23 protein-coding genes are annotated in these 26,233 nt (G+C 35.3%); 10 read left to right on the top strand and 13 right to left on the bottom strand.

Annotated elements, in window-relative coordinates; all coding sequences use genetic code 11:
* Positions 1-2: 2 nt before the first annotated feature.
* Positions 3-2,486: a M14 family metallopeptidase gene (locus BD809_RS14230; protein ID WP_148783650.1), complete on the bottom strand. Its 2,484-nt coding sequence runs from the start codon at positions 2,484-2,486 to the stop codon at positions 3-5.
* 194 nt (positions 2,487-2,680) lie between these two features.
* Here BD809_RS14230 and bshC point away from each other — a divergent pair, with 194 nt between their 5' ends.
* Positions 2,681-4,279 carry a bacillithiol biosynthesis cysteine-adding enzyme BshC gene (gene bshC / locus BD809_RS14235; RefSeq protein ID WP_148783651.1) on the top strand — a complete coding sequence of 533 codons (1,599 nt, stop codon included), beginning with the start codon at positions 2,681-2,683 and terminating at the stop codon, positions 4,277-4,279.
* Between the two features lie 14 nt (positions 4,280-4,293).
* Here the strand turns inward: bshC and BD809_RS14240 are convergent, their stop codons facing one another.
* Positions 4,294-4,839, bottom strand: coding sequence for a pyridoxamine 5'-phosphate oxidase family protein (locus BD809_RS14240; protein ID WP_148783652.1), 546 nt, complete (start codon positions 4,837-4,839; stop codon positions 4,294-4,296).
* Positions 4,840-4,902: 63 nt separating this feature from the next.
* Positions 4,903-5,676: a dienelactone hydrolase family protein gene (locus BD809_RS14245; RefSeq protein ID WP_148783653.1), complete on the bottom strand. Its 774-nt coding sequence runs from the start codon at positions 5,674-5,676 to the stop codon at positions 4,903-4,905.
* A 132-nt stretch (positions 5,677-5,808) separates the two neighbouring features.
* Between BD809_RS14245 and guaA the strand changes: the two genes are divergently transcribed.
* From guaA to BD809_RS14265, 4 genes are all read left to right on the top strand, one after another.
* Positions 5,809-7,338: a glutamine-hydrolyzing GMP synthase gene (guaA, locus tag BD809_RS14250; RefSeq protein ID WP_148783654.1), complete on the top strand. Its 1,530-nt coding sequence runs from the start codon at positions 5,809-5,811 to the stop codon at positions 7,336-7,338.
* 70 nt (positions 7,339-7,408) lie between these two features.
* Complete coding sequence (locus tag BD809_RS14255) at positions 7,409-9,556, top strand: LysM peptidoglycan-binding domain-containing protein (protein WP_170251897.1); 2,148 nt, start codon at positions 7,409-7,411, stop codon at positions 9,554-9,556.
* 348 nt (positions 9,557-9,904) lie between these two features.
* Positions 9,905-10,438, top strand: a complete 534-nt coding sequence (locus BD809_RS14260; protein ID WP_148783656.1) for a DUF922 domain-containing protein — start codon at positions 9,905-9,907, stop codon at positions 10,436-10,438.
* A gap of 15 nt (positions 10,439-10,453) precedes the next feature.
* The gene (locus tag BD809_RS14265; protein ID WP_148783657.1) at positions 10,454-10,678 is read left to right on the top strand and encodes a DUF3820 family protein; all 225 of its coding nucleotides are present in this window, start codon (positions 10,454-10,456) and stop codon (positions 10,676-10,678) included.
* 99 nt (positions 10,679-10,777) lie between these two features.
* On the opposite strand, the gene lysA is transcribed toward BD809_RS14265, so the two are convergent.
* Positions 10,778-12,007, bottom strand: coding sequence for a diaminopimelate decarboxylase (lysA, locus tag BD809_RS14270; RefSeq protein ID WP_148783658.1), 1,230 nt, complete (start codon positions 12,005-12,007; stop codon positions 10,778-10,780).
* Positions 12,008-12,171: 164 nt separating this feature from the next.
* Between lysA and BD809_RS14275 the strand changes: the two genes are divergently transcribed.
* A complete protein-coding gene (locus BD809_RS14275) occupies positions 12,172-12,810 on the top strand; it encodes an LON peptidase substrate-binding domain-containing protein (RefSeq protein WP_148783659.1) in 639 nt (212 codons plus the stop codon).
* 181 nt (positions 12,811-12,991) lie between these two features.
* Positions 12,992-14,185, top strand: a complete 1,194-nt coding sequence (gene sucC, locus BD809_RS14280) for an ADP-forming succinate--CoA ligase subunit beta (RefSeq protein WP_148783660.1) — start codon at positions 12,992-12,994, stop codon at positions 14,183-14,185.
* Between the two features lie 81 nt (positions 14,186-14,266).
* Here the strand turns inward: sucC and BD809_RS14285 are convergent, their stop codons facing one another.
* Positions 14,267-14,545 (bottom strand): DUF1456 family protein, encoded by a 279-nt coding sequence (locus BD809_RS14285; RefSeq protein WP_148783661.1) that lies wholly within the window; start codon positions 14,543-14,545, stop codon positions 14,267-14,269.
* A gap of 88 nt (positions 14,546-14,633) precedes the next feature.
* Here BD809_RS14285 and BD809_RS14290 point away from each other — a divergent pair, with 88 nt between their 5' ends.
* Positions 14,634-15,035 (top strand): TerB family tellurite resistance protein, encoded by a 402-nt coding sequence (locus BD809_RS14290; protein ID WP_148783662.1) that lies wholly within the window; start codon positions 14,634-14,636, stop codon positions 15,033-15,035.
* A 14-nt stretch (positions 15,036-15,049) separates the two neighbouring features.
* Here the strand turns inward: BD809_RS14290 and BD809_RS14295 are convergent, their stop codons facing one another.
* Positions 15,050-16,099 carry a PAS domain-containing sensor histidine kinase gene (locus BD809_RS14295; RefSeq protein WP_148783663.1) on the bottom strand — a complete coding sequence of 350 codons (1,050 nt, stop codon included), beginning with the start codon at positions 16,097-16,099 and terminating at the stop codon, positions 15,050-15,052.
* Between the two features lie 278 nt (positions 16,100-16,377).
* Between BD809_RS14295 and BD809_RS14300 the strand changes: the two genes are divergently transcribed.
* Positions 16,378-16,815 (top strand): Hsp20/alpha crystallin family protein, encoded by a 438-nt coding sequence (locus BD809_RS14300; RefSeq protein WP_148783664.1) that lies wholly within the window; start codon positions 16,378-16,380, stop codon positions 16,813-16,815.
* Between the two features lie 64 nt (positions 16,816-16,879).
* On the opposite strand, the gene BD809_RS14305 is transcribed toward BD809_RS14300, so the two are convergent.
* The 6 genes from BD809_RS14305 to BD809_RS14330 all read right to left on the bottom strand — a co-directional run bounded on the left by BD809_RS14305 (position 16,880) and on the right by BD809_RS14330 (position 23,841).
* Entirely contained in the window at positions 16,880-17,281 is a 402-nt protein-coding gene (locus BD809_RS14305) for a response regulator (RefSeq protein ID WP_148783665.1), read from the bottom strand.
* Between the two features lie 2 nt (positions 17,282-17,283).
* A complete protein-coding gene (locus tag BD809_RS14310) occupies positions 17,284-18,732 on the bottom strand; it encodes a sensor histidine kinase (protein WP_148783666.1) in 1,449 nt (482 codons plus the stop codon).
* Between the two features lie 210 nt (positions 18,733-18,942).
* On the bottom strand, positions 18,943-20,943 hold the full coding sequence (gene uvrB / locus BD809_RS14315; protein WP_148783667.1) for an excinuclease ABC subunit UvrB: 2,001 nt from the start codon (positions 20,941-20,943) through the stop codon (positions 18,943-18,945).
* A 49-nt stretch (positions 20,944-20,992) separates the two neighbouring features.
* On the bottom strand, positions 20,993-22,075 hold the full coding sequence (locus BD809_RS14320) for a T9SS type B sorting domain-containing protein (protein ID WP_148783668.1): 1,083 nt from the start codon (positions 22,073-22,075) through the stop codon (positions 20,993-20,995).
* Positions 22,076-22,101: 26 nt separating this feature from the next.
* Positions 22,102-22,938 carry an ABC transporter permease gene (locus BD809_RS14325; RefSeq protein ID WP_148783669.1) on the bottom strand — a complete coding sequence of 279 codons (837 nt, stop codon included), beginning with the start codon at positions 22,936-22,938 and terminating at the stop codon, positions 22,102-22,104.
* Between the two features lie 3 nt (positions 22,939-22,941).
* On the bottom strand, positions 22,942-23,841 hold the full coding sequence (locus BD809_RS14330; RefSeq protein WP_148783670.1) for an ABC transporter ATP-binding protein: 900 nt from the start codon (positions 23,839-23,841) through the stop codon (positions 22,942-22,944).
* 169 nt (positions 23,842-24,010) lie between these two features.
* On the opposite strand from BD809_RS14330, the gene BD809_RS14335 reads away from it, so the two are divergent.
* Positions 24,011-25,078, top strand: a complete 1,068-nt coding sequence (locus tag BD809_RS14335) for a hypothetical protein (protein WP_148783671.1) — start codon at positions 24,011-24,013, stop codon at positions 25,076-25,078.
* A 74-nt stretch (positions 25,079-25,152) separates the two neighbouring features.
* Here the strand turns inward: BD809_RS14335 and BD809_RS14340 are convergent, their stop codons facing one another.
* Positions 25,153-26,211: a nucleoid-associated protein gene (locus BD809_RS14340; protein ID WP_148783672.1), complete on the bottom strand. Its 1,059-nt coding sequence runs from the start codon at positions 26,209-26,211 to the stop codon at positions 25,153-25,155.
* Between the last annotated feature and the right edge of the window lie 22 nt (positions 26,212-26,233).

Genomic DNA, 26,233 nt, shown 5'->3' on the forward strand with positions numbered 1-26,233 from the left:
AATTAGATTCTAAATTTATTTGAGTTGGTAAAAAATATAGCATTTACCAGAAATAGTTTGCCATTTTCCCAAAAGGACCTAAACATAGGATTATCGACCATATATATGATACTACCTTTACCTATACGCGCTTCTCCCATAACCAAGGAATTTTGTAGAGCATCAAGTGCATCTTCTCCGGCAAAACCTGAGATTGCTTCTGGAGTATCGATGTAAGCTATATTGTACCCCTTTTGTAACAATTTGTATGAGTCAGCACCCAGTTTTAAACTGAAATAATGATCACCATAACCAAAAGCCATTGGATGGGAGGCATCAACGTTGGTCTTAAAAACTGTTCCTGTTACAAAGTTTTTAACACTTTCTCGTTCTCTTTGGTCATAAGCAATTAGATTTCCCAGAGAGTCTTTATCTTTTTCATCCGGTTTATTTTTCTTCAGATCAAATCCCTCTTTGTCTACAAAGGAAGCAACCGCATTACCGATAGCGATTACTTTTCCGCCAGCTGCAATCCAAGATTTTAACTTATCTAAAGCTTTTGTATTCAAATAGCTTGAATAATAACCGTTAGGAAGAATTAAAACATCATAGGTGCTTAAGTCGATATTTTTAAAATAATCTGTATCTATTGATGTGATAGGAAACTTAAGCGTCTGTTCAAAGAAATGCCATAATTCACCATAACTAAGAGAGGAGGTGTAGTCTCCTTTCAAAATAGCAATTTTTTGATTATTGATTAACTTTACTTCTGGAGAGCCAAAATCAACCCCTGTTTTTGCAAAGCCTGAAGCTGCAGGATAAATTTTTCTACCATGCGTATTGGCTATTCGAACAAGGATATCATCATAATTAGTAATCGTACGATTATCACTTTTACTAATGATCAAACTTCCCTTTTTAAAATTCTCGGTACTATTTGTAAAATCCTTTTCGCTAAATCGCACTTTAATGCCCTGCTTTAATAAATCGGCCATAAACGCAGCATCCTTAAGACTGTTCCATTTGGCGATATATCCGGCTCCATCAGGACTTATGGTATTCGTTAGTTGGCTTATGTTTTGATCGGCATCTGATGTGATAAGTGTTTTTGAAGCAATAGCATTCAATCCATAGACATATGGAATCCCCCAAGCCGTGATATCGTATGTTAAGGGGTCACTAACTTCAGTTTTTGGTTCAAATAACACAGTCACGATAGCCCCTTTCGGCTGGTTGGTGCTTACAACTAATGCATTTGATGCTTTGAAATTAGTCGTTTTAGTTGTCGTAAAATCAAATCCTTTGATAGATGAATCCGAGGTAAATCCATAGCGAATATCATGCATTTCTAAAAGTTCAATAAGCGAATTAATTTTGTCTTGATTACCTTGTAACACATAGCTTTTATAGGTGCTAACTGAGGGAGTAAAAAAGTTTCTGAACTCATCATTAAGTTTTGCTGCATTTTGAGAGGCGATCTCTATTGTTGATAAGCCAGTAGTTGTGTGATGCGCAGCTCTGTCCTTAAGGGTTAACACATAACCTTCGTCCGTTTGGATTCCTAGACCGGCACGTCCGTGTCCGGCTTGCTCATAAGTCATGCCAATAGCACCCATAAACGTCGGGTATGTATCACCATAACTGGGATACAGTAAATCAAAGCGTTCTCTGGTAAAATAAAGCCAACCTTCCTTATCAAAGTATTTAGCGTGATTTTTTCCTATTTGTGTTTGAAAATCGCGTTGCCAGGGAGTGATAATTTCATGAAACGGTTCTGCCGCTGGAGCAAAATAATAAGGTTCATTAATGCCTTGTTCATGAAAATCTACATGGATATGAGGCATCCACTGATTATATATCTTAAGTCGTTGTTGGGTTTCAACCTGTGTTCCCCATGCCCAGTCTCTATTTAAATCAAACAAGTAATGATTAGGGCGTCCCCCCGGCCAAGGCTCATTATGTTCTGTAGCATTTTGATCAATATTATAGGGAGTTGCCTTGGTTTGATTATACCAATTTACATATCTGTCACGACCATCAGGATTGACACAAGGGTCCATGATAATAACTGTGTTTTGCAGCCAATCTTTTTTTTCGGTGATTAAGGTGTACAATGTTTGCATGGCAGCTTCGGTACTCGAAGCCTCGTTCCCATGAACGTTATAGCTCAGCCAAACAATTGCTACTTCTGGAGCAGGAGAGTCCTTAGCTACATCAATATTCTTTAGATTATTTTGGCGAATGGATTCAATATTTTTTAAGTTTTCTTCGGAAGAAATAACAGCGTAAGTTAGAGGTCTTCGTTCATTGGTTTTACCATAAGTCGAGTATGTTACCATGGCTGAAGCATTTGCGACTGTCTCAAAATAGCGTACAACATCAGCATGTCGTGTAAATTGTTCACCAATTTGGTAGCCAAGAAACTTCTCTGGGGATGGAATGATAGTTTGTGCGGATGTTAAGCCTACTGAGGTTATAAGAAGTAAGATGAAAAATGTTTGCTTCATTGATTTAAAGATTAATTTCTTGATTAAAGCCCTAAATTTATGGATAATTTTTACACTGCATAGTATGTTTGCGTGTTTGCTAGAGGAATTATACAGTGTATCACCCGTGAAGAGGGTCTTCTGATTTATGGTATTAACGTAAAATTAAGATTTGAGTTAACAATCTGATGTATCTTAGCATCAAAAAAATATGTATGCCTAGTGACTGTATTCCATTTAGTGATACGGGTTATTTTTCTTCCCTGATTCAGGATTATTTGGATCAAAAAAGTGAGTTAAAATCATTATATAATCGGTATCCTGAAATCAATCAGTTTTCTGAGCAAATTGTCGAGAAGCAACAAAGTTTTTCAAAACCTACAAGAGCGACCTTAGTTGCAGCGTTGGAGAAACAGTACACAAGGACTCAAATATCAAAGGTTACAGAACACAACATCCAGCTTTTACTTAAGGACACAACTTTTACAGTTACCACAGGACATCAACTCAACCTTTTTACCGGACCCTTATATTTCTTATATAAAATTGTCTCGGCGATTAATTTGGCAAAACAATTAAAAGCAACGTATCCAAATCAGCATTTTATTCCGGTGTATTGGATGGCCACAGAAGATCATGATTTTGACGAAATTAATTTTTTTAATTTTAAAGGTAAAAAATTACGGTGGAATAAGCAGTCCGGGGGAGCTGTTGGGCAGTTAGACACAAAAGGGCTTGATAAGGTTTTGGAAATATTCTCAGCTGAGGTAGGACTGGGTGACAACGCAGAAAAATTAAAATCGTTGTTTGCTGAAGCGTATTTGAAACATAATACCTTAACAGATGCTACACGCTATTTGGCTAATGCCTTATTCGGAGATTCAGGTCTAGTAATAGTTGATGGTGATGATAAAAGTTTAAAACAACTTTTTGTTCCGTTTGTTAAAGAGGAACTTCTCAATCAAATAAGTCACAAAACAATTCTGCCTTCGGCAAATGCATTGGAAGATTTAGGGTATCCTGTACAAGTAAATCCCAGAGAAATTAATCTTTTCTATCTGGATCAAGGATTAAGGGAACGTATCATCAAAAGGGGAGGGAGATATTATGTCAATGATACAGCTATGGAATGGAGCGAGAGCGAAATTTTAGAAGAGCTAACTGAGTATCCTGAACGTTTTAGCCCGAATGTTATGATGCGTCCGTTATATCAGGAAGTAATTTTACCTAACCTATGTTATATTGGTGGAGGAGGAGAATTAGCCTATTGGTTGGAGTTGAAAGCTTATTTTAATGCAGTGGACATTCCATTTCCAATACTTTTGTTAAGAAATTCCGTGCTGCTAAAAAATCAAAAACAAGCGGATAAACAAGCTAAACTGAATATTTCAGATAAAGATTTGTTTTTGAAATCTCATGAATTAATTAATAAAAAAGTCCGTCAGGTATCAAATATCGAAATTGACTTCACATCGCAACGAAATCATCTTAAGAATCAATTTTCGGACTTGTATGAATTAGCTGCGCAGACTGATGCTTCCTTCCTAAATGCTGTGAAAGCTCAGGAGGTGAAGCAATTAAAAGGTTTAGATACATTAGAAAGACGTTTACTAAAAGCACAGCGACTAAAATTAAAAGATCATGTAAAGCGTGTAACTAAGCTACAAAATGATCTTTTTCCGCAGCAAAGTTTACAAGAAAGAACCGCAAATTTTTCTGAATTTTATTTAGAATACGGAGAAGAACTTATTGACCTGCTTCTGCAAACGTTGGATCCTCTAAGTTTAAAATTTGATATCGTTACTACAAAATAGTAGAATGTTTTCTATCAAGGGGTGATAAAGGTGCCCTTCCAGTTTTTATTACTTGACTGAAATTGAATACGAATATGATTTGGACGTTTCAAACGTAAATATTCAATTTGTATTGGTGTAATTTTTAAAGCAGTAAAAAAATGTTTTCCTTCCAGATAATCGACATCATCAGGATTTGTCAGTGCATCTCCGGGAGCTTGTTGTGTTGTATAGTCTTGTTTGGAACGATCAGGAATTTGTTTCCATATTTTATTGATTGTGACAGGATCGGTTATCATTTGAGCAGACGCCACGACAGATAACTGTATCAAACGATTTTGATCAAGAAAAAGAAGACTTACTTTTTTATTGGTTTTTATATGGTTTATTTTTTCAGAGCGTTTATCAGTATACACATAAAAATTCAAATCAGCATCGAGGTCGCGTAAAACCACGGTACGCAGATGCGGAATGTTTTGAGAGTCATTGGTAGCCAAGGTAAAATACCGAAAAGGATGACCATTCTGTTTTGTTGCCGTTTTTAAATCATTGTGTAGTGAGTGAAATATTAAATCTGTCATGTTCTGAATGCCTTTAATTAAGTCTAAAATACGTATAATTACATGATGGAACTATGAGATAAATCAATTCCATACGGATTCTTCGAGCCATGTTCCTGCTGATTTCAATTCTGTTACATAGTCACAAGCTTTTATATGAGTTTTATTTTGAGCTTTTTTTAACGTAAGATTGGAGCCTTCAAGTTTAGCTTTATGTATTCTCTTCTCAACTTTCTTAAATGAAAAAAAATGATCGTCCGTACCTTGAATCACATAGGTTGGTGTGGTAATGATCTGTTTGGATTTTCCGTCAGATCCCATAAGTATATAGGCAGAGAATGGTTGATTTAATTGTTGTGCGCGTTCCCAGCCTGCCATAGCTCCATTGCTGTAACCAATTAAAACAATTTTTTGCGGATCGATAGGCCAGTGCTTTTTAGCCAAGATGATAAAATCATCAATCCGTTTTTCTAAATATGACATACTCCAGGTTCTCCATGCCCCGGAAGGACTAAAAATAAAACCGTTCATGCTATTTAAAGCCGGAGCTACTAAACAATTGCTAAATTTTAAATAGTTCTTACTGGCAACTCCGCCATGTAATAATATAAATAACGGATATTGTTTACCAGATTCCAGTGAAGGTGTTTTTAAATTAAATTTCCAGTCTGACCTACCATCATTGGTTTGTAGGGCTCCGGTTGTATTACTTGAGTCAATTGGTATGGAAAGAAAGGAAGTGGTATTTAAACTTTTTGGAATCACCCTGTTAAGAATATTCTTCTCACTTATACAGCTACCTAAAGTTAGCGTACACAAAGAAACAATAAGGAACTTTTTACTTTTTTCGAAAAGCATCTTTTTTATATAAAGGTAGTAAGCATATAGGTTTTAAAGGGTCGTATAGCGTATGTTTATAAAAATATTAACGAACTGAAAAATTAAATCATTTAGGATTTCGAGGTTCTCAATTTAATTTTATTTTTGCCTATGCAAAACAACGTACTCATTTTAGATTTTGGATCACAGTATACTCAGTTAATCGCTAGACGAGTTAGAGAGTTAAATATCTATTGTGAAATCCACCCGTATCATAAGCTACCGGATAATGTTTCCGAGTTTAAAGCCGTAATTTTATCAGGATCTCCTTTCTCAGTACGAGCAGAAGATGCACCGCATCCTGAGTTGTCAAAAATAAGAGGTAAACTTCCTTTATTGGCAATTTGTTATGGAGCACAATATCTAGCCCATTTTCATGGAGGACAAGTAGCACCATCGGCCACTAGAGAATATGGGAGAGCGAATCTTTCAATTCTGGCAAAAGATGATGTATTCTTTAAAGGTGTAAAAGATGGTTCACAAGTATGGATGAGTCATAGTGATACCATCAAAGATTTGCCCGAAAACGGAGTGCGTTTGGCATCAACTACCGATGTAGCAAATGCTGCTTATAAAATCGAAGGTGAACAGACTTATGCTATACAGTTTCATCCAGAAGTTTACCACTCTACAGACGGAAAACAGTTTCTGGATAATTTTTTAATTAAAATAGCAGGTGTAACGCCAGATTGGACACCTGATGCTTTTGTCGAAACTACGGTGGCAGAGTTAAAAGAAAAGATTGGAAACGAAAAAGTAGTGTTAGGTCTCAGCGGCGGAGTTGATTCTACGGTAGCGGCAATCTTACTTCATAAGGCAATAGGAAGTAATCTACATTGTATTTTTGTTAATAATGGACTACTCCGTAAAGATGAGTTCTCTTCGGTGCTTAAGCAATATGAAGGGATGGGTCTCAATGTAAAAGGAGTGGATGCTTCGGCACGCTTTTTGGATGCGTTAGCAGGAAAGAGTGATCCCGAAGAAAAAAGAAAGACGATCGGTAATTCGTTTATCGAAGTTTTTGATGATGAGTCACATCAAATTGAAGACGCAAAATGGTTAGGACAAGGGACAATTTATCCTGATGTAATAGAATCAGTATCTGTCAACGGACCCTCAGTTACCATTAAATCGCATCATAATGTCGGAGGGCTTCCTGATTTCATGAAACTGAAAGTAGTGGAACCGCTACGTATGTTGTTTAAAGATGAAGTACGACGTGTTGGGGCTTCTATGGGGATTGATCCCTTGCTATTAGGAAGACACCCTTTCCCGGGACCAGGCTTGGCAATACGAATTCTGGGAGATATAACGCCAGAAAAAGTGCGTATTTTGCAGGAAGTAGATGCTATATTTATTAATGGTTTAAGAGCACATGGGCTGTATGATAAAGTCTGGCAAGCTGGAGCAATACTTCTGCCTGTGAATACGGTGGGCGTTATGGGAGATGAACGGACTTATGAAAACTGTGTGGCTCTTAGAGCTGTAGAAAGTACGGATGGTATGACTGCAGATTGGGTTAATTTGCCATATGAATTTTTGCAAAAGACCTCAAATGAGATAATAAATAGAGTAAAAGGCGTTAATAGAGTAGTGTATGATATTAGCTCAAAACCACCTGCTACTATTGAATGGGAGTAAAAAGGCTAAATAGTATGATGTATGCTGGAGCTGGGGTAAGATTAAAAATGAATTAATACAACGTATGGGTATGAAAAAAATATTGTTTTTCTGTGCTTTTTTTTGCTTTATGTTTACGACATATGCACAGCAGTATAAAAGTCATAAAGTAGCTAAGGGGGAAAATGTTTTCAGGATTGCAAAGCGGTATAATACAACTTCTGAAGCTATTTACCGAATTAATCCTACTGCTAAGGATGGAATTAAAGAAGGTCAAATTCTGGCAATTCCTGTAACCAATGATCAAGAATTCAAAACACATGTGGTTGGTGAAGGAGATACTGTATACAATATTGCAAAACGCTACGGTATCACTACTGCAGAGGTTTATATTTATAATCCCGAAGCGCGTAATGGTATTAATTTGGGTGAAATTTTAAAAGTAGGTAAGCTAGCGAAAGAAGTAGCTACGGCAATTGATGCCAAGGATCACCAAGGAAAATTAGCTGTTTTGGACAGCTTAAAGGCTGTGCCGGAGCGTAAAATTGTGAGCTTCAAAACACATAAGGTTCAGCGTAAAGAGACTTTGTATGGTATTGCAAATGCATATGATGTTACAGTTGACGAAATTAAAAAACATAACAAACGGCTTTATTCTGAAGAAATAAGAAAACGTGATAAATTACGAATTCCCGTGTATGAGACAGGTGTGGCAATTTCTACCGCCAAAGATAGTATTAGTGCTAGAGTTTCAACCACTACTAAATATACTATACAACCAAAAGACACAAAATTCGGTATAGCACGCAAGCATGGAATAACTATCAGTGAATTAGAACGACTCAATCCCACTATGAATCCCGATTTTCCGATAGGGATGCAAATTGTAGTACCTAGTACAGTGTTTGTTGGATATGAAGAGCTATTGGAATCTGGTTTTGAATTGTACGAAATCAAACCTAAAGAAACGATGTTTTCGCTGGTTCGAAGATTAGATATCTCTTCTGATTCTTTATTAGCAATTAATCCTTATATAAAAGATGGACTGAAGGCAGGAATGGTTATTACTATTCCTAAGTCCAAGGTGAAGGACTCGCTTGCGTTTGATTTTGCAGAAGGAAAATCAATAAATTTAGAACGGAAGTTATATAATTTTACGCCTAAAAAAGTAGCCGTAATGTTGCCTTTTAGTCTGGACTCTCTCAATATGGAACAGCGTCAGGATACTGAAGACTTTTTAAGAGCAAAACGTGGAGCTAGGGTTGCCTTGGACTTTTATAGTGGTGTTTTGGTTGCTGTAGATTCTGCCAAGGAAAAAGGAATCACCATAGAGCTTGATGTTTTTGATACAAAAATGAATAATAACCCTGTGCATCTCAAAAAGATTATTAGAGATAATAATTTCAATGAAATGAATGCAGTTATCGGACCTCTATATCAGGCCAACGTAGAATTGGTAGCTCAAGAGTTAAAACAATACGATGTTCCTGTGTTTTCTCCTATTTCAAAAAAGGAATCCAAGCTGTATGGAAATTTTTTTCAGACACGTCCCTCAGACATAATGCTTCAGGAGAAGGTGATATCATATGTGCAAAATGACTCAACAGACAAGAATATTATTCTTGTGATTCAAGAAGGGAAACGTTTTGAAGCAGTTAAAGAAAAGTTGATAAAAGCCTTTCCACAAGCTAAAATTGCTAAAATTCAAGAAGGTAATTTTCTGTTACGACCAGATTTGGAAAAAGTTTTGGTTGAAGGGAAGCCTAACTGGGTGTTCTTAGAATCTGATGATATTGCGATGATTAGTAATGTAACCCCTCTACTTAATGCCAAAGCTGAGAGTCACGACGTTACTTTATTCACAACAGATAAAAATAATGCCTTTGAGAATGATAGTGTAAACAATATGCATTTATCAAACTTGCATTTGCATTTTCCTTCTATTGATAAGGAGTACGAGGATAGTTCAATTTCACGAATACCTTTTGTAGAGCGTTATAAGAAGAAGTATGGGGTTGCACCTAATAAGTACGCAGTACGCGGATATGATATTACCTACGATATTTTGATGCGATTAGGAACAGCCGATAATGTATACCAAGCTGCTACCTATGAAGGGACTACAGAGTATATTGAAAATAAGTTTAATTATGCTAAAAAAGTTTCTGGCGGATACTATAATAAAGCTTTGTACTTGATTCGATTTGATGAAAATTTGAAATTAACTGCAGTCGATTAACTTGTAAAAGTTAAAGCATATACTTTTATGTAGTTATACCAGAAAATTATTTTAATAACTGAAATAAAAGTTACATTTTTGTGATTCAATGATTTAATACATAATCAAACTAAATTTTAATCGGATTTAATTGTGATTTGAATAAATTTTGTTATTATGGTATGAAAATTGGTTTTGTTGAATTAAATTTAATTATTGTCATTTTAATGAGTAAATTGTTGCAGTATAGACAATAGTTTTTTACTAATTTTGATGTAAATTATCACAGTAACGCGCAATACTTTGCCCCGTATTGTCCGGTTGTTATTGGTGGTATTGAGTGATAATGCAGGGCATAATTTTATAATTATGAGTAAATTTTTTACTATACTTTTATCTATATTTTTTTTAAATGATGGTTATGTTGAAAGATTTTCTTATACCGAAAAAAGCATTTTAGATTGGTCAGATTTTCGCGGAGACCCAAGGCTTGACAATGATTTTGATGCGAGTGTAAATACAGGTATCACGTATCAATGGTCGTATAGTAAGGATAAAGAAGCGATAGAGCTTAAGTATGATGTTGACAGTTTTTGCTATCCCTTACTTTCTTGGGTCAAAAAAGGACAAATGACTGATTACCTGTTAGCACATGAGCAACTTCATTTTGATATTTCTGAATTGCATGCGCGAATTATGCGAAAACGTCTCAAAGAATATAAGCCAGGTAAGAATATTCGTCGTGACTTAAACAAGATGTATAAACTTGTTGAGCGGATGCGAACGAACATGCAGGAGCAGTATGATATTGAAACCGATCACTCTCGTAATAAAGAGAGTCAGAAAAAATGGGAAGAGAAAGTGAATCGCTTGATTCAATACTATGATGGTTTTGCTAAATAAAAGTGCGTTTAAAGAATGAATACTGATGCGCAAAAAGCTTTTTTAGTAAAGTTGTCAACTGCCAAAATGCCTTTTGGCAAATTCAAGGATTATTATCTGATTGACTTACCTGAATACTATATCGTTTGGTACCATAATAAGGGGTTTCCTCAAGGAACTTTAGGGAAACAACTACAAACTATTTATGAATTAAAATTAAATGGTTTGGAGTATCTAGTAAGAAATATTAGAAAAATGTGAGTAATAGTTTCCAGTTTTCTGCTCGGAGATTTTTTAGTATAAAAAAAACTGTAACCACCTATTGAGCAGTTACAGTTTTCATTGATAGTGCTTTCTATTTTAATTTGCGGGAACTGCTTCAGAATTGATTTCTATTTCCACCTGATTATGCAATAAGTCTTCAAAATTTTCTCTTTTACGAATTAAATGTGCGCTACCTTCATGCCATAAAACTTCTGCCGGTCTGTATCTAGAGTTATAGTTACTTGCCATAGAGAAACAATAGGCACCTGCATTTTTAAAAGCCAAGATGTCACCTTCTTTTATTTCAGAGATTCTTCGGTTAGTAGCAAATGTATCAGTCTCACAAATGTAACCAACCACAGAGTAAAAGCGTTCTTTTCCCTCTGGATTGTTAATATTTATAATTTCGTGGTGTGAGTTATATAACATTGGTCTGATAAGGTGATTAAAGCCACTATCAACACCGGCAAACACCGTAGAAGTTGTCTGTTTTACCACATTAACCTTTGTTAGGAAATTACCTGCTTCACTAACTAAAAACTTACCGGGTTCGAATCCTAGGGTTAGGTCTTTACCATATTCTTTGCAAAACGAATTAAAACGTCTTGTTAGCTTCTCGCCTAATTCTTCAATATTAGTTTCTATATCATTAGGCTTATAAGGTACTTTGAAACCACTACCAAAATCAATAAATTCAAGATTTTTAAAATGTTTTGCAGTATCAAATAATATTTCACTCGCATATAAGAATACTTCAATATCCAGAATATCACTTCCTGTATGCATATGGACTCCGTTAATATTCATTTCTGTATTCTCAACTATCCTCAAAACGTGGGGAATTTGATGTACTGAAATTCCAAATTTACTATCAATGTGACCAACAGATATGTTACTATTACCCCCGGCCATGACGTGTGGATTAATTCGGATACAAACAGGAACGTTTGGATATTTTGTGCCGAATTGTTCTAATATTGAAAGATTATCAATATTTATTTGTACACCCATTTTTGAAACCCGTTCGATCTCTTCAAGCGATACACCATTAGGAGTATAGATGATGTTTTCCGGAGCGAAGCCTGCATGCAATCCCAATCGAACTTCTTGAACAGAAACTGTGTCTAGACCTGCTCCCAAAGACTTCATTATCTTAAGAATCGAAACATTAGAAAGAGCCTTTACCGCATAATTGAATTTTACCTGTTTAACCTTCTTGAAGGCGCTTGATAATCTGTGGTACTGTGTAGAAATTTTTTCGGAATCATATACATAAACCGGACTCCCAAATTGTGCTGCGATTTCTAATAAATCTGAATTCTTCATTACATGATATTTTAAGGGTACGAAAGTACTATTTTATATTAAAAAAAATTATTTTTTAAGTCTCAAATACGTCATATTTCTATAAGGACATAAGGCCTTTTAATTTTATTTTAACGCTCGTTTATATACGTTAAGGACAGAGAATTAGTACTTTTAAAATAAAAATGAGATTACCATTGTTTCCATTACCTCTTGTTGTTTTTCCCGGTGAACGCATACCACTTCATATTTTTGAACCAAGATATAAAGCGCTTATTCAGGATGTGCACAAGGATAAACTTACCTTTGGGATACCGGCGTACATTGATAAGGTTAGGGCTTACGGCACCGAGGTGGAACTAGAGTTGATTAAAACGACCTATGATGATGGTAAAATTGATATAGTCTGTATAGGACAACGTGTTTTTAAAATTGAAAAATTTTACAAAAAACTACCCGACAAACTGTACGCAGGCGGAGAGGTTAGTTTTCAGCAGGATAACGACAATACGACTCAGGACCTTCAGGAAGAAGTCCTTCAGAATATTGCGAATCTATATTTTGAACTGACTATCGATAAACCCCCGATATTTAATTATCCCCTTGTCAGCTATCAAGTAGCGCATAAAGTTGGCTTATCTATTGAGCAGGAATATCAACTATTAACGATTCGTAGTGAGATGGACCGTTTGCGGTATATTTTAAAGCATTTAAAGGTTACTATTCCTGTCATCAGAGAAATGAATAGAACCAAAGCTGTCATTCAGATGAATGGGCATTTTAAAAATTTTGATCCATTGGATTTTGAAGATTTCGAAATGTAAACTAGCTATGAATTGATTGGGATCTCGTAATGTATACTTTCAAATTGCGTGTTTTGGTTAGCTTTAAAACCTTTAAGCATACGTCAGGTGTACTAGATCAGTTTTTTACTGTAAAAGATTGGCACAGTTACCTCACTTTTCATATTTTTGGACTCCTATTATAAAGGCAAAAAATAAAACTATGAATTTACACGAGTATCAGGGTAAACAAATATTAAGCAGCTTTGGTGTACGCATTCAGCGTGGTATAGTTGCACATAATGCAAAAGAAGCAGTTGATGCAGCAAAACAGCTAACAGAAGAAACCGGTACAGGATGGCACGTAATTAAGGCTCAAGTACATGCAGGTGGACGTGGTAAAGGTGGTGGTGTGAAACTAGCCAAAAACTTAAAAGAGGTAGAAGAGATTGCAGGACAGATTATTGGAATGAATCTGGTTACACCACAAACTTCGGCTGAAGGAAAAAAAGTACATCAGGTATTAGTTGCAGAAGATGTATATTATCCTGGGGATAGTGAGCCTGATGAGTATTACATGTCAGTACTACTTAATAGAACTTCCGGACGTAATATGATCATGTATTCTACCGAAGGAGGTATGGATATAGAAACAGTTGCAGAAGAAACACCACATTTGATTTTTACTGAAGAAATCGATCCGACTGTTGGTTTATTGCCTTTTCAAGCACGTCGTATAGCCTTCAATTTAGGGTTAAGCGGTACGGCTTTTAAAGAAATGACAAAATTTGTTGCCAATCTTTATAAAGCGTATGTAGAATCTGACTCTTCACTTTTTGAAATCAACCCGGTGTTGAAAACCAGTGATAGTAAAATTATGGCAGTAGATGCCAAAGTTACGTTGGATGAGAACGCACTTTACAGACATAAGGATTATGTTGAAATGCGTGATATACGCGAAGAGAATCCAATTGAAGTAGAGGCTAAAGAAGTTGGTCTTAATTATGTTGACCTGGACGGAAATGTTGGATGTATGGTGAATGGAGCAGGGCTGGCAATGGCAACCATGGATTTAATTAAGCAGGCAGGTGGAGAACCGGCTAACTTCCTTGATGTTGGTGGTACAGCAGATGCTAAACGTGTGGAGGAAGCATTTAGATTGATCTTAAAAGATGAGAATGTAAAAGCTATTTTAATTAATATCTTTGGAGGTATTGTAAGATGTGACCGTGTTGCTCAGGGGGTTGTTGATGCCTATAAGAACATGGGGGATGCAATTAAAGTACCTATCATTGTGCGATTACAAGGAACAAATGCTGATATAGCTAAAGAATTAATTGATAATAGTGGATTGGATGTACAAAGTGCAGTAGAGTTTCAAGAAGCTGCGGACAAAGTACAAGCTGTTATTGGATAATTAGCGTATATTTCAACCGTATATAAAAATCGTCTGGATTCTAGAATTCAGACGATTTTTTTTATACAATAATAGTATATTTTACAATGTATTGGTTTTTTTAGATGGCTTTGTAGGGGTATTGGCCCCCTTTTCAGGCATAGGACCTCTTAAATGGATAATAAGACCGTTTAAAAAATTGCGTAATATCTGATCCCCACACTCCATATACTTTGGATGATTCTCATTTCTGAAAAAAGCACCCAACTCACTTTTTGTCACTTTAAAATCTACCAAAGTGCAAATTTTTACTATATCATCGTCCCTCAGCTTATGAGCAACTCTTAATTTTTTAAAAATGTCATTATTTGTTAATCCCATGTCGCAAAGATAACTATTTTTAAACTTTAAAAAAGAGAATCACTTTGAGTAAGCAAGAGTGGGTCAAATTAAAATCAGAATAAAAAATATGTATAAAAAGGAGGAAAAACTAAGTTTGTTATCAGAAATGATACACTTTGCAAAAGTGGATGGAGAACTGAAACCTATTGAGTATGATTTTATTTTGGCCGTAGCTTCTCAACTAGGAATTACCAAAGATGAAGTTGATCAAGTTTCAGCTCATAAAGTAGACAGTAAAGTGCTAACTCCGGAGTCTCAGAGAATACTACAGTTTCATCGACTAACGCTGCTTATGAATGTGGATAATACGGCGAGCGAAGAGGAGATTTATCGCATAAAACAAATCGGCTTTAAAATGGGCTTACGCATGGAAGCCATGGATGCTGTCCTGAAAGAGATGCATAATTACCCGAATAAGGTAATCCCTCCTCAAGAATTAATGGCTATTTTCACTAGATTTTACAACTAAAAATCGCCGGCTGATTAAATGGCTATTGTAAATGTTGTGCCTTTGAGCTCTTTACTTTCCACGGTTATAGCTCCACCCAAAGCATTTATTTGAGATTTTGTAATAAACAGCCCAAATCCTTTTGAATCCGGATGGTCATGAAAGGTATTTTTAAGACCAAAGATTTTATGGCCGTAGCGTTCTAAATCTATGCCGAGACCATTATCAGTAAAATGCAGTTTGGTTTTAGCTCCCATACGTTCTGATACTATAGTAATAACGGGATCAACTTCTGGCTTTCGGTAGCGAATAGCATTAGAAACCAAATTGTAAAAAATATTTTCCAGATAGGTCCTGCTGTATTTTATACTTGGTACGCCAGTGAAATCAGCCACAATACGAGCATTATTATCAGTGATCATTTGATTAAGGTGTCTCTTTGTGCTTTCAAGTGTTTGACTTAGGTCAACATGTTGTTTTTTAATATTTACTTTTCTGTTTATTTGGACGGTCCTCACTAACTGACGTAAGGTTTCATTAAGTGTTAATGAAGAATTTTCTAGTAAATCGATGTATTCTATCTGAGAGGGAGCAGGATTATTTTGTTTTAAAAAGTCAGAAAGCATCATGATATTGGATACCGGTGATCTTAAATTATGTGAAATTATATAGGCAAAATCCTCTAGCTGGCGGTTACGCTTGCTTAGTTCTCTAACCAAAGTTTCTAATTCATTCTTATCCTCTTTAAATTCAGTGATATCTCGGGCAATCGCAAATAGGTCTCCCGTTTCTTGAAACGGTGTAGCGCTCCATTCTAACCAAATGTAGGAGCCATCAGCTTTGCGATATCTGTTTTCAAATAATATAGAAGGTTTACCTTCTTTCAGCTTAGTAACCTCGTCCGCAGTTTTATGTAAGTCATCCTGATGTACAAAATTCGAAAAAGGTTGAGAAGTCAATGTTTCAACTGTATATCCGAGTTTTTTTGACCATTGCGTATTAATTTTCTTAAGATAACCGTCAACATTTGCTATGCATAAGAGATCTTGACTCATCTCAAACAAGGCTTGATATTGTTCTTCCATTTGGGGGTTTGGGAATGTGAATCTGTTTGTTAGCTCATAAAGCTACAAAAAATATTAACATAAATTTAATAAAATTTAAGCAATATGTGAAGTTAAACGGAATGAGTTAATGGTTTGTTTGATTTTGTTAATCCCGAACATACCGAAAACCCATCGATATTGACATAAAGTCAGTCTCATTATGAGTAAATATGCCATTATGTCTTTATTTCTGTTATGGAACTCAATTTGCATAACACATATCAAAGTTTAAAAATTAATTATTAAAAATATACGTTATGAGTTTAGTAAAGAGAACAGACAGAATGCCTTTGTTATTAGAAGATTTCTTTAATACTGATTGGCTAGGAGGAACAACAAATCAAAGTAGAATAGGTTTTAATGTTCCAGCGGTAAATGTTATCGAAAATGATGATGAATTCGTAGTGCAGCTTGCGGCTCCCGGTTTGAAAAAAGAAAATTTTAATATTGAATTGGATAATGATAAACTAACTATTTCTTCAAAAACTGAAACAGAAAATGAAGAAAATGAGGGAAGCCCTAAGTTTACAAGAAGAGAATTCATGTATAATGACTTTAAAAGATCTTTTAATTTGCCGGACACGATTAACACTGGTGAGATTGCAGCGACTTACGAAGATGGTATTTTGCGAGCGGTACTTCCAAAAAGGGAAGAAGCAAAAGTTCAGCCTAAGCGTTTAATTGAAATTAAGTAATTAATCGCTCCTTGTAACCGAATTAACTACAATATGCGCCCTTACAAATAAGGGCGTTTATTTTTTAAAAAGTTTCTATTAATTCTTTCAATTGTTGCTCATTTATTGGTTTAATCAGATAATCTGATATACGTTCGTATTCTTTGGCGCGCTCAATGTCATCAGGATTATCAGAAGATGATAATATATAGATTTTAATATCCTTTTTAAGATCGGGAGCAATAGAATTAAATTCGTCCATAAATTGCCATCCATCCATGATGGGCATATTGAGATCAAGCAGTATAAGATCAGGTAACTTTACTACCCCATTACTTACGGACTTTATGAAATTGATAGCTTCTTCTCCGTTTGAAAAGATGAGTAAACGTTCTTGCTGATGCAACTGTTGTACAAGTTTTTTGATTATGAATTGATGAATTATATCGTCATCAACTAAGCAAAGAGATAAGTTTTTATTTGTCATGTTTATGAGGCTAGGTTTATGATGAATTTGGTGCCCTTGTCCAGTTCGCTTTGTACAGATATTTCTCCGTTTAATGCTTCTACCTGCGATTTTGTAATATATAAACCAAAGCCTCTGGCTTCGGGATGATTATGAAATGTTTTTCTGAAACCAAAAATTTTATTGTGATGTTTGCTCAAATCAATACCTATACCATTGTCTTCAAAGCTCAATTCGACAGAAGTCTCATTTTTTTTTGATTTGATTTGTATAATCGGCGAACGATCAGGAGATCTATATTTAATCGCATTTGAAATTAAATTTAAAAAGATGCTATGTAAATATCCTTCAGGATATTCTATGGTATCGATTTCTTCGAAATCAGTGATGATTTGCGCTTGATTAGTAAGTACGGTACCATGTAATTGTTTTAGAACAGTATTACATACTTCTTTAAGAGAGATTCGTTGCGCATTTGCATCGGTAGTTTTATTAAGTTGAACTACATGAAGTAAATCCTCAAGGGTATTATTAAGCGCCTCAGTCGAGTCATGAATTAAATTGGCATATTTGTGTTGTTCTTTATCAAGATTACTATCAATAAGGAACTTGGTTAAAATAAAAATGTTAGCCACGGGAGATCTCAAGTTGTGAGAGGCTATGTAGGCAAAATCTTGTAGCTGATTATTCTTTGCTGATAATTTTGTTATTGAGGTAGTTAACGCTTTTTTCTGATCGATTGATTCTGTTTGGTCCCTGGCAATGGCAAAAATTAAACCTGTTGCATCCACGGCAGTGGCATTCCATTCTAAGTGTAAGATGTCACCGTTTTTAGCAATGTATCTATTATGGAACTGCATAGCTGTGACTCCATTAAGCTGATCCTGTACCATATTTGCAGTTTTAGATCGATCGTCAGGATGTATAAAATCTATAAATGGGGTAGAGAGCACTTCATCTTCAGAATATCCAAATTTTTCAGTCCATTGTGGATTGACTTTTTTGAAATAACCATCTCTATGTGCTATAACAATGAGGTCCTGACTTAGATTAAATAAATCTTGAAATTGCTGATTTTTTAGTTTCAAAATTTCTTCAGATTCTTGGAGTTTTAGCTCCTTCTCTTTTAATTCAGTTTGGTTCCTTGCTATTGCAAAAATATCTCCGGTTTCATCTACAATTGTAGCGTTCCATTCCAGATAAATAATGTCACCGTTTTTAGTCAAATATCGATTTTCAAATTTTGACACAGTAAGACCTTTTTTCTGTTTTTGAGCAACTTCATCAGTTTTTAAACGATCCTCCGGATGTACAAAATTTATGAAAGGTCTACCGAGCATCTCTTTTTCGGTATAACCTAAGGTAGTCATCCACCGAGGATTCAATTTTTTGAAATAGCCATCGATATTTGCAATTGCAATTAGATCCTGACTTATTTCAAAAAGAGTTTTGTAGGGTAGTTTTTCTGTCATAAGCAACACATAAATTTAATAATACGTGCATTCTGGTTAAGTTGTAAAAAATGGAAAAATATACCCTTAGGCATAGCTGATAGATTCATACGTACAGGGGGTGGAATACGGTGTATCAGTTAAATTTTCTATAGAAGCTAAAATACAAAATTATACGCTGAGACTATTGTGACTAAAACGTTATATAATTACGGGTATACCACAAAAACACTAAATAGTATCTATCTTATCTTTCATCATTTTTATTTCATCACGTAATCTGGCGGCAGTCATAAAATCCAGTTCTTTGGCAGCCTTTTCCATTTCTTTGCGTACGTTTCGAATTCTGGTTTCCAGTTGCTCTTTACTGTAATATGCAGTCTCTTCTTCTGCTGCTTGAAGCGTTGGTGCGTTTTCAAATTTATAGGGCTCTACCTTTTTACCGGCCAGCGCACTGTCAATATTCTTTTTAATCGCAGTTGGTGTCAAACCATGTTCGGTATTATATTGTATCTGTTTAGCTCTTCTGTACTGAGTTTGATCAATTGTTTTCTGCATACTTTCTGTAATTTTGTCTGCATACATAATGGCTTTCCCATTGACGTGCCGGGCAGCACGACCAACAGTTTGTGTTAGAGATCTATTATTTCTCAAAAACCCTTCTTTATCTGCATCTAGTATAGCTACTAGTGAAACTTCTGGCAAATCCAGCCCTTCTCTAAGTAAATTAACCCCAATCAATACATCAAATATTCCTTTTCTTAAGTCCTGCATAATTTCGACGCGCTCAAGGGTGTCTACATCACTGTGGATATAACGACATCGAATGTTGATTCGAGTAAGGTATTTGGTCAGCTCTTCAGCCATTCGCTTAGTCAAGGTTGTAACCAAGATGCGCTCGTCCTTTTCAATACGCTGATGCATTTCTTCAATCAAGTCATCTATTTGATTAAGACTTGGTCGTACCTCAATAATAGGGTCCAGGAGTCCTGTAGGACGTATAACTTGTTCTACATAGGTGCCTTCACTCTTTTGTAGTTCATAGTCTGCCGGAGTAGCACTAATATAAATTATTTGATTCTGCAAAGCTTCAAACTCTTCGAACTTTAAAGGCCGGTTGTCCATCGCTGCCGGTAATCTAAATCCGTATTCAACTAAATTCTCTTTTCGGGAGCGATCTCCTCCATACATCGCGTGTACTTGCGGAATGGTAACATGACTTTCATCAACAAGCATAAGGTAGTCATCAGGAAAATAATCCAACAGGCAGAAAGGTCGTGTTCCGGGGAGTCTTCCGTCCAGGTATCTTGAATAGTTTTCTATTCCTGAACAATAACCAAGTTCACGTATCATTTCCAGGTCAAAATTAGTACGTTCTTCTAAACGTTTTGCTTCCAAGGGTTTCCCTATTTCTTTAAAGTATTCTACCTGTTTACCCAAATCTAGACTAATTTGTTTAATAGCACCGTTTAGAACATCAGGGGAGGTAACAAACATATTGGCGGGATAAATATTGAGACGGTCATACTTTTCTAGAATTTCATTAGTCTGAGTATCAAAGGCTTCAATTTCTTCGATTTCATCTCCAAAAAAGTGTATTCTAAAAGGATCATCGGCATATCCTGGGAAAACATCTACAGTATCACCTTTTATTCTAAAGGTACCATTTTTAAACTCTGCTTCAGTTCGGGAATATAAGCTTTGTACCAATCTATGAAGTAAGGCTGTTCTTGATACAAATTGCCCTTTTTGAATGGATATCACGTTTTTCTGAAACTCTACTGGATTTCCGATCCCATAAATACAGGATACAGACGCTACGACTAATACATCGCGTCTTCCTGATAATAGGGAGGAGGTGGTACTGAGCCTAAGTTTTTCAATTTCCTCATTAATGGATAAATCCTTTTCTATAAAAGTTCCTGAAGTCGGTATATAGGCTTCGGGCTGGTAGTAATCGTAGTACGAAACAAAATATTCAACCGCATTATTAGGAAAAAATTGTTTAAATTCTGAAAACAATTGTGCAGCCAAGGTTTTATTATGGGCCAGTACTAAAGTTGGTTTTTGCACAGTCTCAATTACATTAGCAGCGGTAAACGTTTTTCCTGAACCGGTAACACCTAATAAGGTTTGATGCCTTTCGCCTGCCAATAAGCCATCAGATAGTTGTTTTATTGCAGAAGGTTGGTCTCCGGTGGGTTCAAAATCTGATGCTATCTGAAATTTCATAAATGTTTTTTCATTTTTGATACTAAGATAAGTAAAGCACAAGATACGGCTAGCGCAATAATGTGAAACTTCCTTTAATTTTTTTGTTACCAAATTCTATAAGGTACCAATATTGACTCTTTGGCAACGGGTTCCCGTTATAAGTTCCGTCCCAACCACTGCCATCAATGACAACCTGTTTTATCAGTTTTCCGTGTTTGTCAAAAATGTATATCAATGCATTTTTCATATCGTCAGCACCTAGGCCATCTACTTGCCAGCTATCATTAATGCCATCTCCATTAGGTGTAAAAAATTCTGGTATATCTATGATTAAAATTTCTTTAGTCCGTATAGGTAAACAACCATTACTATCTTTTATATAGACTGTATGTGCGCCGGTCGATAATTTGGAAAAAACATTGCTTTCCTGATAAGAACTTAAAACGCCGTCAGTTTCGATAGCAAATTGATAGAATCCTGCCCCCTCTACCGTTATTCTCGCATTACGATTATCGATATCAACTTGGATTGTTTTGGCCGGACCCGAAGATACGACTTCAATTTCCCGATAGGCTGAACATCCTGTTGCTTTGTTTGTAACTAATACCGAGTATAGTCCCGGTGTTGTCACCTGTATCTCTGAGGCTGTGGATTCTGTGGACCATAAAAAGTCATAATCGGAGGCGTTGATAGCTGTATTAAAACCTGCATCTAATAGAAGCGTACCAATATTATCACAAAGAATCTCTATACTCTCACTGACAATGTCGGGAGGATAATTTATGTAAAGCGCAATAGTATGATAATGAATCTCATGCGTGGTACGATTAGTAATACGTGCGTGTAGTTGTTCATTTCCCTGTGCTCCTTCAATGGTATTCTGATATGTTAGAATAGGCTGCTGGTTATTGATTGCATCCTCTTGTGTTCTATAATAGTTGATTATAAAATTCTTACTATCCTCTTTAGGTACTAACAGCGTATCAGCTTTTGTGAGATTAAAGGTGGTATAGCCGTCTGAATCACATTCTTCAAGCCGAATTTTATGCGTAGCATAGTGATTTTCGTATAAATAACATGCGTCAGTCGTTACCCAAAAGGATACTAAAAAATCCGAGAAAATAATTGTAAATATGAGTGTTTTAAACATGTGTTAAGCCCTAACACTCAAAGATATTACAAATCTCTTTTCTTCAATATTAGGTAGGAGAGATTAACAAAAACTATAGACCAAATTAACACAATTAATATCTGAGACATATGAATGTCATAATCTTTTTGAAATCCAGCCCCTAATTGATCTGCTGCCGATTGTATGAAATTTAATCTGCTAAAAGGTTCCCGAATGAGGTTAGACATCGCCTCTAAAGGAAAAAATTGTACAATCTGCTCTGCGATATTGCTATCTCTAAAAATTTTGAACTTCAGCACGGCATAGCTAATATTTTCGATAATCCACCAGATAAATAAAAATCCAAGCGCAAATGCAGATCGTTTAACCAAAATTCCAAGAAACATACAAAAACTGAAAAAAGCTAAGAGTTTTACAAAATAGGCGGGAATATATATGAGGTCTCTGATGAGTATTGAAAACTCCGTATAATCCGAGAATGTTAAGCCAAGAATGAGGGATACAATGAAGACAAAAATGGTTGAAATTATTGCAAAAACTACCACCGTTAAAAACTTGGATGCTATAAATTCTTTTTTACTTAAACCATCTATCAAATTTTGTTTTAAGGTCCGATGACTATATTCATTAGCCATCATTGAGACTATAATTATAGCCAAAAATAATTTTGCCCAAGAAGCAACATAGGTATTAAAATGCCAGATATAGGGGAAATTGAATATACCCTGATCAGCAATTCTAAAATGAATGGCTCCAAAGTCGAACTCAATGGATGCAATTAAAGCGATAAAAGTAATAAGCACAAAATATGTAATAGTAATAACTTTTGCAGCTTTGTTATACCGTAGTTTTTGAAATTCAATATGTAATAATCGTAGCATAGCTTAAGTAGTGGCGTTTGTTAATTGTAAAAACTGATCTTCCAGACTTTCCTTACGTTGTACGAGATGGGTAAGAATGATTCCATCCGTGAATAATTCCTGATTAAGTTGTTCAGAAGACATCGCCACTTTGAGTGTGGCAATTAGTTTGTCATTTTCCTCTTTTATCGCACTGAAAATGCCTTTTTTTACTAGCCACGTTTTTAACATCTCGTGGTTGCTGCTTTTCAATTCAAAATACCCAAAACTAACGTGTAGTTCATCTACCGGACCGGCATACAACTTCTTACCCTTGCGAATAATTACTACATGAGAACATACTTTTTCAACTTCATCTAACAGATGTGATGCTAGTAAAATTGTGGTTCCTCTCGAGGCTATATCCTTAATAATTTCGCGTATCTGATGAATACCTTGAGGATCTAACCCATTGGTTGGCTCATCGAGAATAAGAATCTCTGGATCATTTAACAACGCAGATGCTATAGCAAGTCGCTGTTTCATTCCTAGTGAAAATGTATTGAATTTACTATCACGACGATCTAAAAGTCCAACAACCTTTAATTTTTCATCTATTTTACTTTTGTCAACTTCTTTTATGGAGCAAACCAGAGCCAGATTTTGGGCAGCAGTCATATAAGGATAAAAATTAGGGCGTTCTATAATGGCGCCAACTTTTTTTAATGCTTCATGGGTAGTGGTATTACCATCAAACCATGTGAAGGATCCTGAAGTTGGATTAACTACGTTCAATACAATTCCCAAAGTGGTAGATTTACCACTACCGTTGGGGCCTAAAATTCCATATACATTTCCTTTTTTTATGGTAAAGGACAAATCACTTACTGCAGTAATAGGACCAAATTTTTTGGTTAGGTTATGGATGGTGAGAATGGTTTCCAATAGATAAAATTTTAGTAATTGTTTTAATTAGACGATTTACTTGGGATTTTGTTACATATTCCACTTAAATGAAATGCGCTGTAGCGTGTTTTAAGTATAATCTTGAGCTGCTCATTGTAGCTTTGTTAGAATAACTATATCTTGTACAATAAAACCGTGAACTAAGGATATGGAAGAAAAATTGATGTCAAACAAAAAGCCGACGTATCCAATCAGCGATCGACTGGAGGCTTATTTGAAGGAATGTAATCGTAAAATCAAAATTCCGGTATTTTATGATGACTTGTTGCGGTTTTCTGGTTCGATCGTGGTATACGATGCACATGATGAAGATACATTATGGGTGCGGGTATATTATGAAGAACATGAGCGCACAGAAATGGAGTTAAGTCTAAAAAAGGTGTATACCATTTTACATTCTGACGGTAATGAGGATGCTATCGAGTTTTTGAATATCGATGCTATCGATTATTGTACGTTTGGAAACTCAAAGCCTTTTCGTATCAAAATTAGAAATATACTAAATGACAACTATACGTATATCTACGTAAAAAAAGCCGATGCCTCTCGAATTTACGGTTTAGAATTGGAGCATATGTTTTCGCCAAATCGTATTAACTTTTTGGTGTATAAAAATACGTTGATCGAAGAGCATATTGCCGGTATACCTGGGGACGTTTTTATCAAAGATTTTTTGCCGGATCTTAGTGAACGTGCGAAGTCGCAAATAGCTAAAGAGTTTGTCAAATTCAATGAACGTTGTCAAATGCGTTTACTTGGAGATATGCGATCCTACAACTATGTTATTATACCAACACACGACTTTGACCATGTAGAATATAAAATCCGCGCTATTGATTTTGATCAACAGTGTTATGAGGGGAAGCTAAAAGTCTATCAACCTCAATTTTTTAAAGAGAACCTGGCTATGGTCGAGTTGGTGATGCAAAAACTTCATAGTAGCTCTATTGAACAGTATAAAAAGGAGGAACGATCTATTCTTGCTAAAAGATTACTAAACTCTAAGTCAAGATCAAATATCTTAATTGATTGCATGTGTAAAGATAAAATTAGTACTCAAGAAAATATCAGAGAGTTACGGGAGTTTCTTTATAATTTCACCTTAGATCTTAAATTTAGACGTTGTGACACTATGGGGGATATCTTAAAAGTTGCCTTAGATTTTGTAAGACGTAATTATGAAAACGTTAATATGAAGCGTCTGTTAGAGGGTTAGGGTGGATACGCTCACTATATAAACCTAATTGTGGAAGGTGATTCATATTATATAAATCACCTTCTTTTTTTTATCTAATCCTTTTGTTCCTTATTGAAGTATACCAAATAATAATACATCTGTTTTTCCTCATCCCAACCTTTTTCCACAAATTTTTCAGCAGATTCTGGATTGATAAAATCCATTTTAATTTGAATATTGGTGTCCAGATTAATTACATTTTTCATTTTCTTTCTTGCTGCAGTAACTGCGGTGTTTGCAATAGGAAAATTGGTAAGATCTTCTATCTGATATTTAGGTGCTTTTTCTGTTTTATAATGTTTGAATTCCGGAATTAAATCAGGATTGTCAATCACCTCATTTAAGAAAGCTGTCTCCTCAAAATTATCATTCTTTGCAAAATGATTAACTGCACGGTTCATAAACATTACTTGCTCCTTTTTATCCTCAGCAGGGAGCACTACATCCTTGGAGAAGTCCTCACAGAATTTCATATATTTCTTTGTAAAGAAATTATTGTCGGCAAATGCTGTTACACCTAAAAAATGTTCTAACCAGTATTTGGTGTCATAGCGATTGGAATCAACAGATAACACTTTATATCCTTCTTCCTTTTTAAAATTGAAGATCAAGCAACCTTTATCAAGTTTATTAAGATTTACACCTTGCTGAAGTAATAATTCAAGGTGACTCCCTTTTTCTTCAAATTGAAGGAAATCATGTTTAAGCTCAGATTTGAAAATCCCGATAGCGGAAACCTTTTCATTATCGATCGTTACATTCTCTAAATACGTTACATACAACTCACCACTTTTAATATGAGGATGTTGTGATTGTTCATATAATAATGATGCAATTCTTTTGGATTTTTCATGAGCAGTAGAAGGAGTCTCAAAAATTTCGGTGATAATTTTATACAGTGGGTTAAATTCTACATCCACTTCATTAGCAAACTGAAAATAATTTTCTTCCTTTTCTCTAAAAGGTTTAAAAAAATATTCTTTAAGCAATGCTGTTAATTCATCATTCAGACCATAAGGTGTATCCGATAAAAAGATATTTTCATTTCTACTTTTGTTACCGATACGGTGAACAGAAAGTGATTCTATTTGAGTACTGTATAAATTGATCATACTATCATTAAGTTAGGGTACT

This window comes from Aquimarina intermedia (genome assembly GCF_008124785.1).
In the GTDB taxonomy this organism is placed as follows: domain Bacteria; phylum Bacteroidota; class Bacteroidia; order Flavobacteriales; family Flavobacteriaceae; genus Aquimarina; species Aquimarina intermedia.

What these genes read in the sequence shown, in the direction of transcription:
- BD809_RS14245 (WP_148783653.1), bottom strand. Translation starts at nt 5,676, where the DNA reads ATGCTTTTCGAAAAAAGTAAAAAGTTCCTTATTGTTTCTTTGTGTACG.
- bshC (WP_148783651.1), top strand. Translation starts at nt 2,681, where the DNA reads ATGCCTAGTGACTGTATTCCATTTAGTGATACGGGTTATTTTTCTTCC.
- uvrB (WP_148783667.1), bottom strand. Translation starts at nt 20,943, where the DNA reads ATGAAATTTCAGATAGCATCAGATTTTGAACCCACCGGAGACCAACCT.
- BD809_RS14255 (WP_170251897.1), top strand. Translation starts at nt 7,409, where the DNA reads ATGAAAAAAATATTGTTTTTCTGTGCTTTTTTTTGCTTTATGTTTACG.
- guaA (WP_148783654.1), top strand. Translation starts at nt 5,809, where the DNA reads ATGCAAAACAACGTACTCATTTTAGATTTTGGATCACAGTATACTCAG.
- BD809_RS14285 (WP_148783661.1), bottom strand. Translation starts at nt 14,545, where the DNA reads ATGGGATTAACAAATAATGACATTTTTAAAAAATTAAGAGTTGCTCAT.
- BD809_RS14260 (WP_148783656.1), top strand. Translation starts at nt 9,905, where the DNA reads ATGAGTAAATTTTTTACTATACTTTTATCTATATTTTTTTTAAATGAT.
- BD809_RS14265 (WP_148783657.1), top strand. Translation starts at nt 10,454, where the DNA reads ATGAATACTGATGCGCAAAAAGCTTTTTTAGTAAAGTTGTCAACTGCC.
- BD809_RS14295 (WP_148783663.1), bottom strand. Translation starts at nt 16,099, where the DNA reads ATGGAAGAACAATATCAAGCCTTGTTTGAGATGAGTCAAGATCTCTTA.
- sucC (WP_148783660.1), top strand. Translation starts at nt 12,992, where the DNA reads ATGAATTTACACGAGTATCAGGGTAAACAAATATTAAGCAGCTTTGGT.
- BD809_RS14275 (WP_148783659.1), top strand. Translation starts at nt 12,172, where the DNA reads ATGAGATTACCATTGTTTCCATTACCTCTTGTTGTTTTTCCCGGTGAA.
- BD809_RS14240 (WP_148783652.1), bottom strand. Translation starts at nt 4,839, where the DNA reads ATGACAGATTTAATATTTCACTCACTACACAATGATTTAAAAACGGCA.
- lysA (WP_148783658.1), bottom strand. Translation starts at nt 12,007, where the DNA reads ATGAAGAATTCAGATTTATTAGAAATCGCAGCACAATTTGGGAGTCCG.
- BD809_RS14290 (WP_148783662.1), top strand. Translation starts at nt 14,634, where the DNA reads ATGTATAAAAAGGAGGAAAAACTAAGTTTGTTATCAGAAATGATACAC.
- BD809_RS14335 (WP_148783671.1), top strand. Translation starts at nt 24,011, where the DNA reads ATGGAAGAAAAATTGATGTCAAACAAAAAGCCGACGTATCCAATCAGC.
- BD809_RS14300 (WP_148783664.1), top strand. Translation starts at nt 16,378, where the DNA reads ATGAGTTTAGTAAAGAGAACAGACAGAATGCCTTTGTTATTAGAAGAT.
- BD809_RS14310 (WP_148783666.1), bottom strand. Translation starts at nt 18,732, where the DNA reads ATGACAGAAAAACTACCCTACAAAACTCTTTTTGAAATAAGTCAGGAT.
- BD809_RS14325 (WP_148783669.1), bottom strand. Translation starts at nt 22,938, where the DNA reads ATGCTACGATTATTACATATTGAATTTCAAAAACTACGGTATAACAAA.
- BD809_RS14230 (WP_148783650.1), bottom strand. Translation starts at nt 2,486, where the DNA reads ATGAAGCAAACATTTTTCATCTTACTTCTTATAACCTCAGTAGGCTTA.
- BD809_RS14305 (WP_148783665.1), bottom strand. Translation starts at nt 17,281, where the DNA reads ATGACAAATAAAAACTTATCTCTTTGCTTAGTTGATGACGATATAATT.
- BD809_RS14320 (WP_148783668.1), bottom strand. Translation starts at nt 22,075, where the DNA reads ATGTTTAAAACACTCATATTTACAATTATTTTCTCGGATTTTTTAGTA.
- BD809_RS14340 (WP_148783672.1), bottom strand. Translation starts at nt 26,211, where the DNA reads ATGATCAATTTATACAGTACTCAAATAGAATCACTTTCTGTTCACCGT.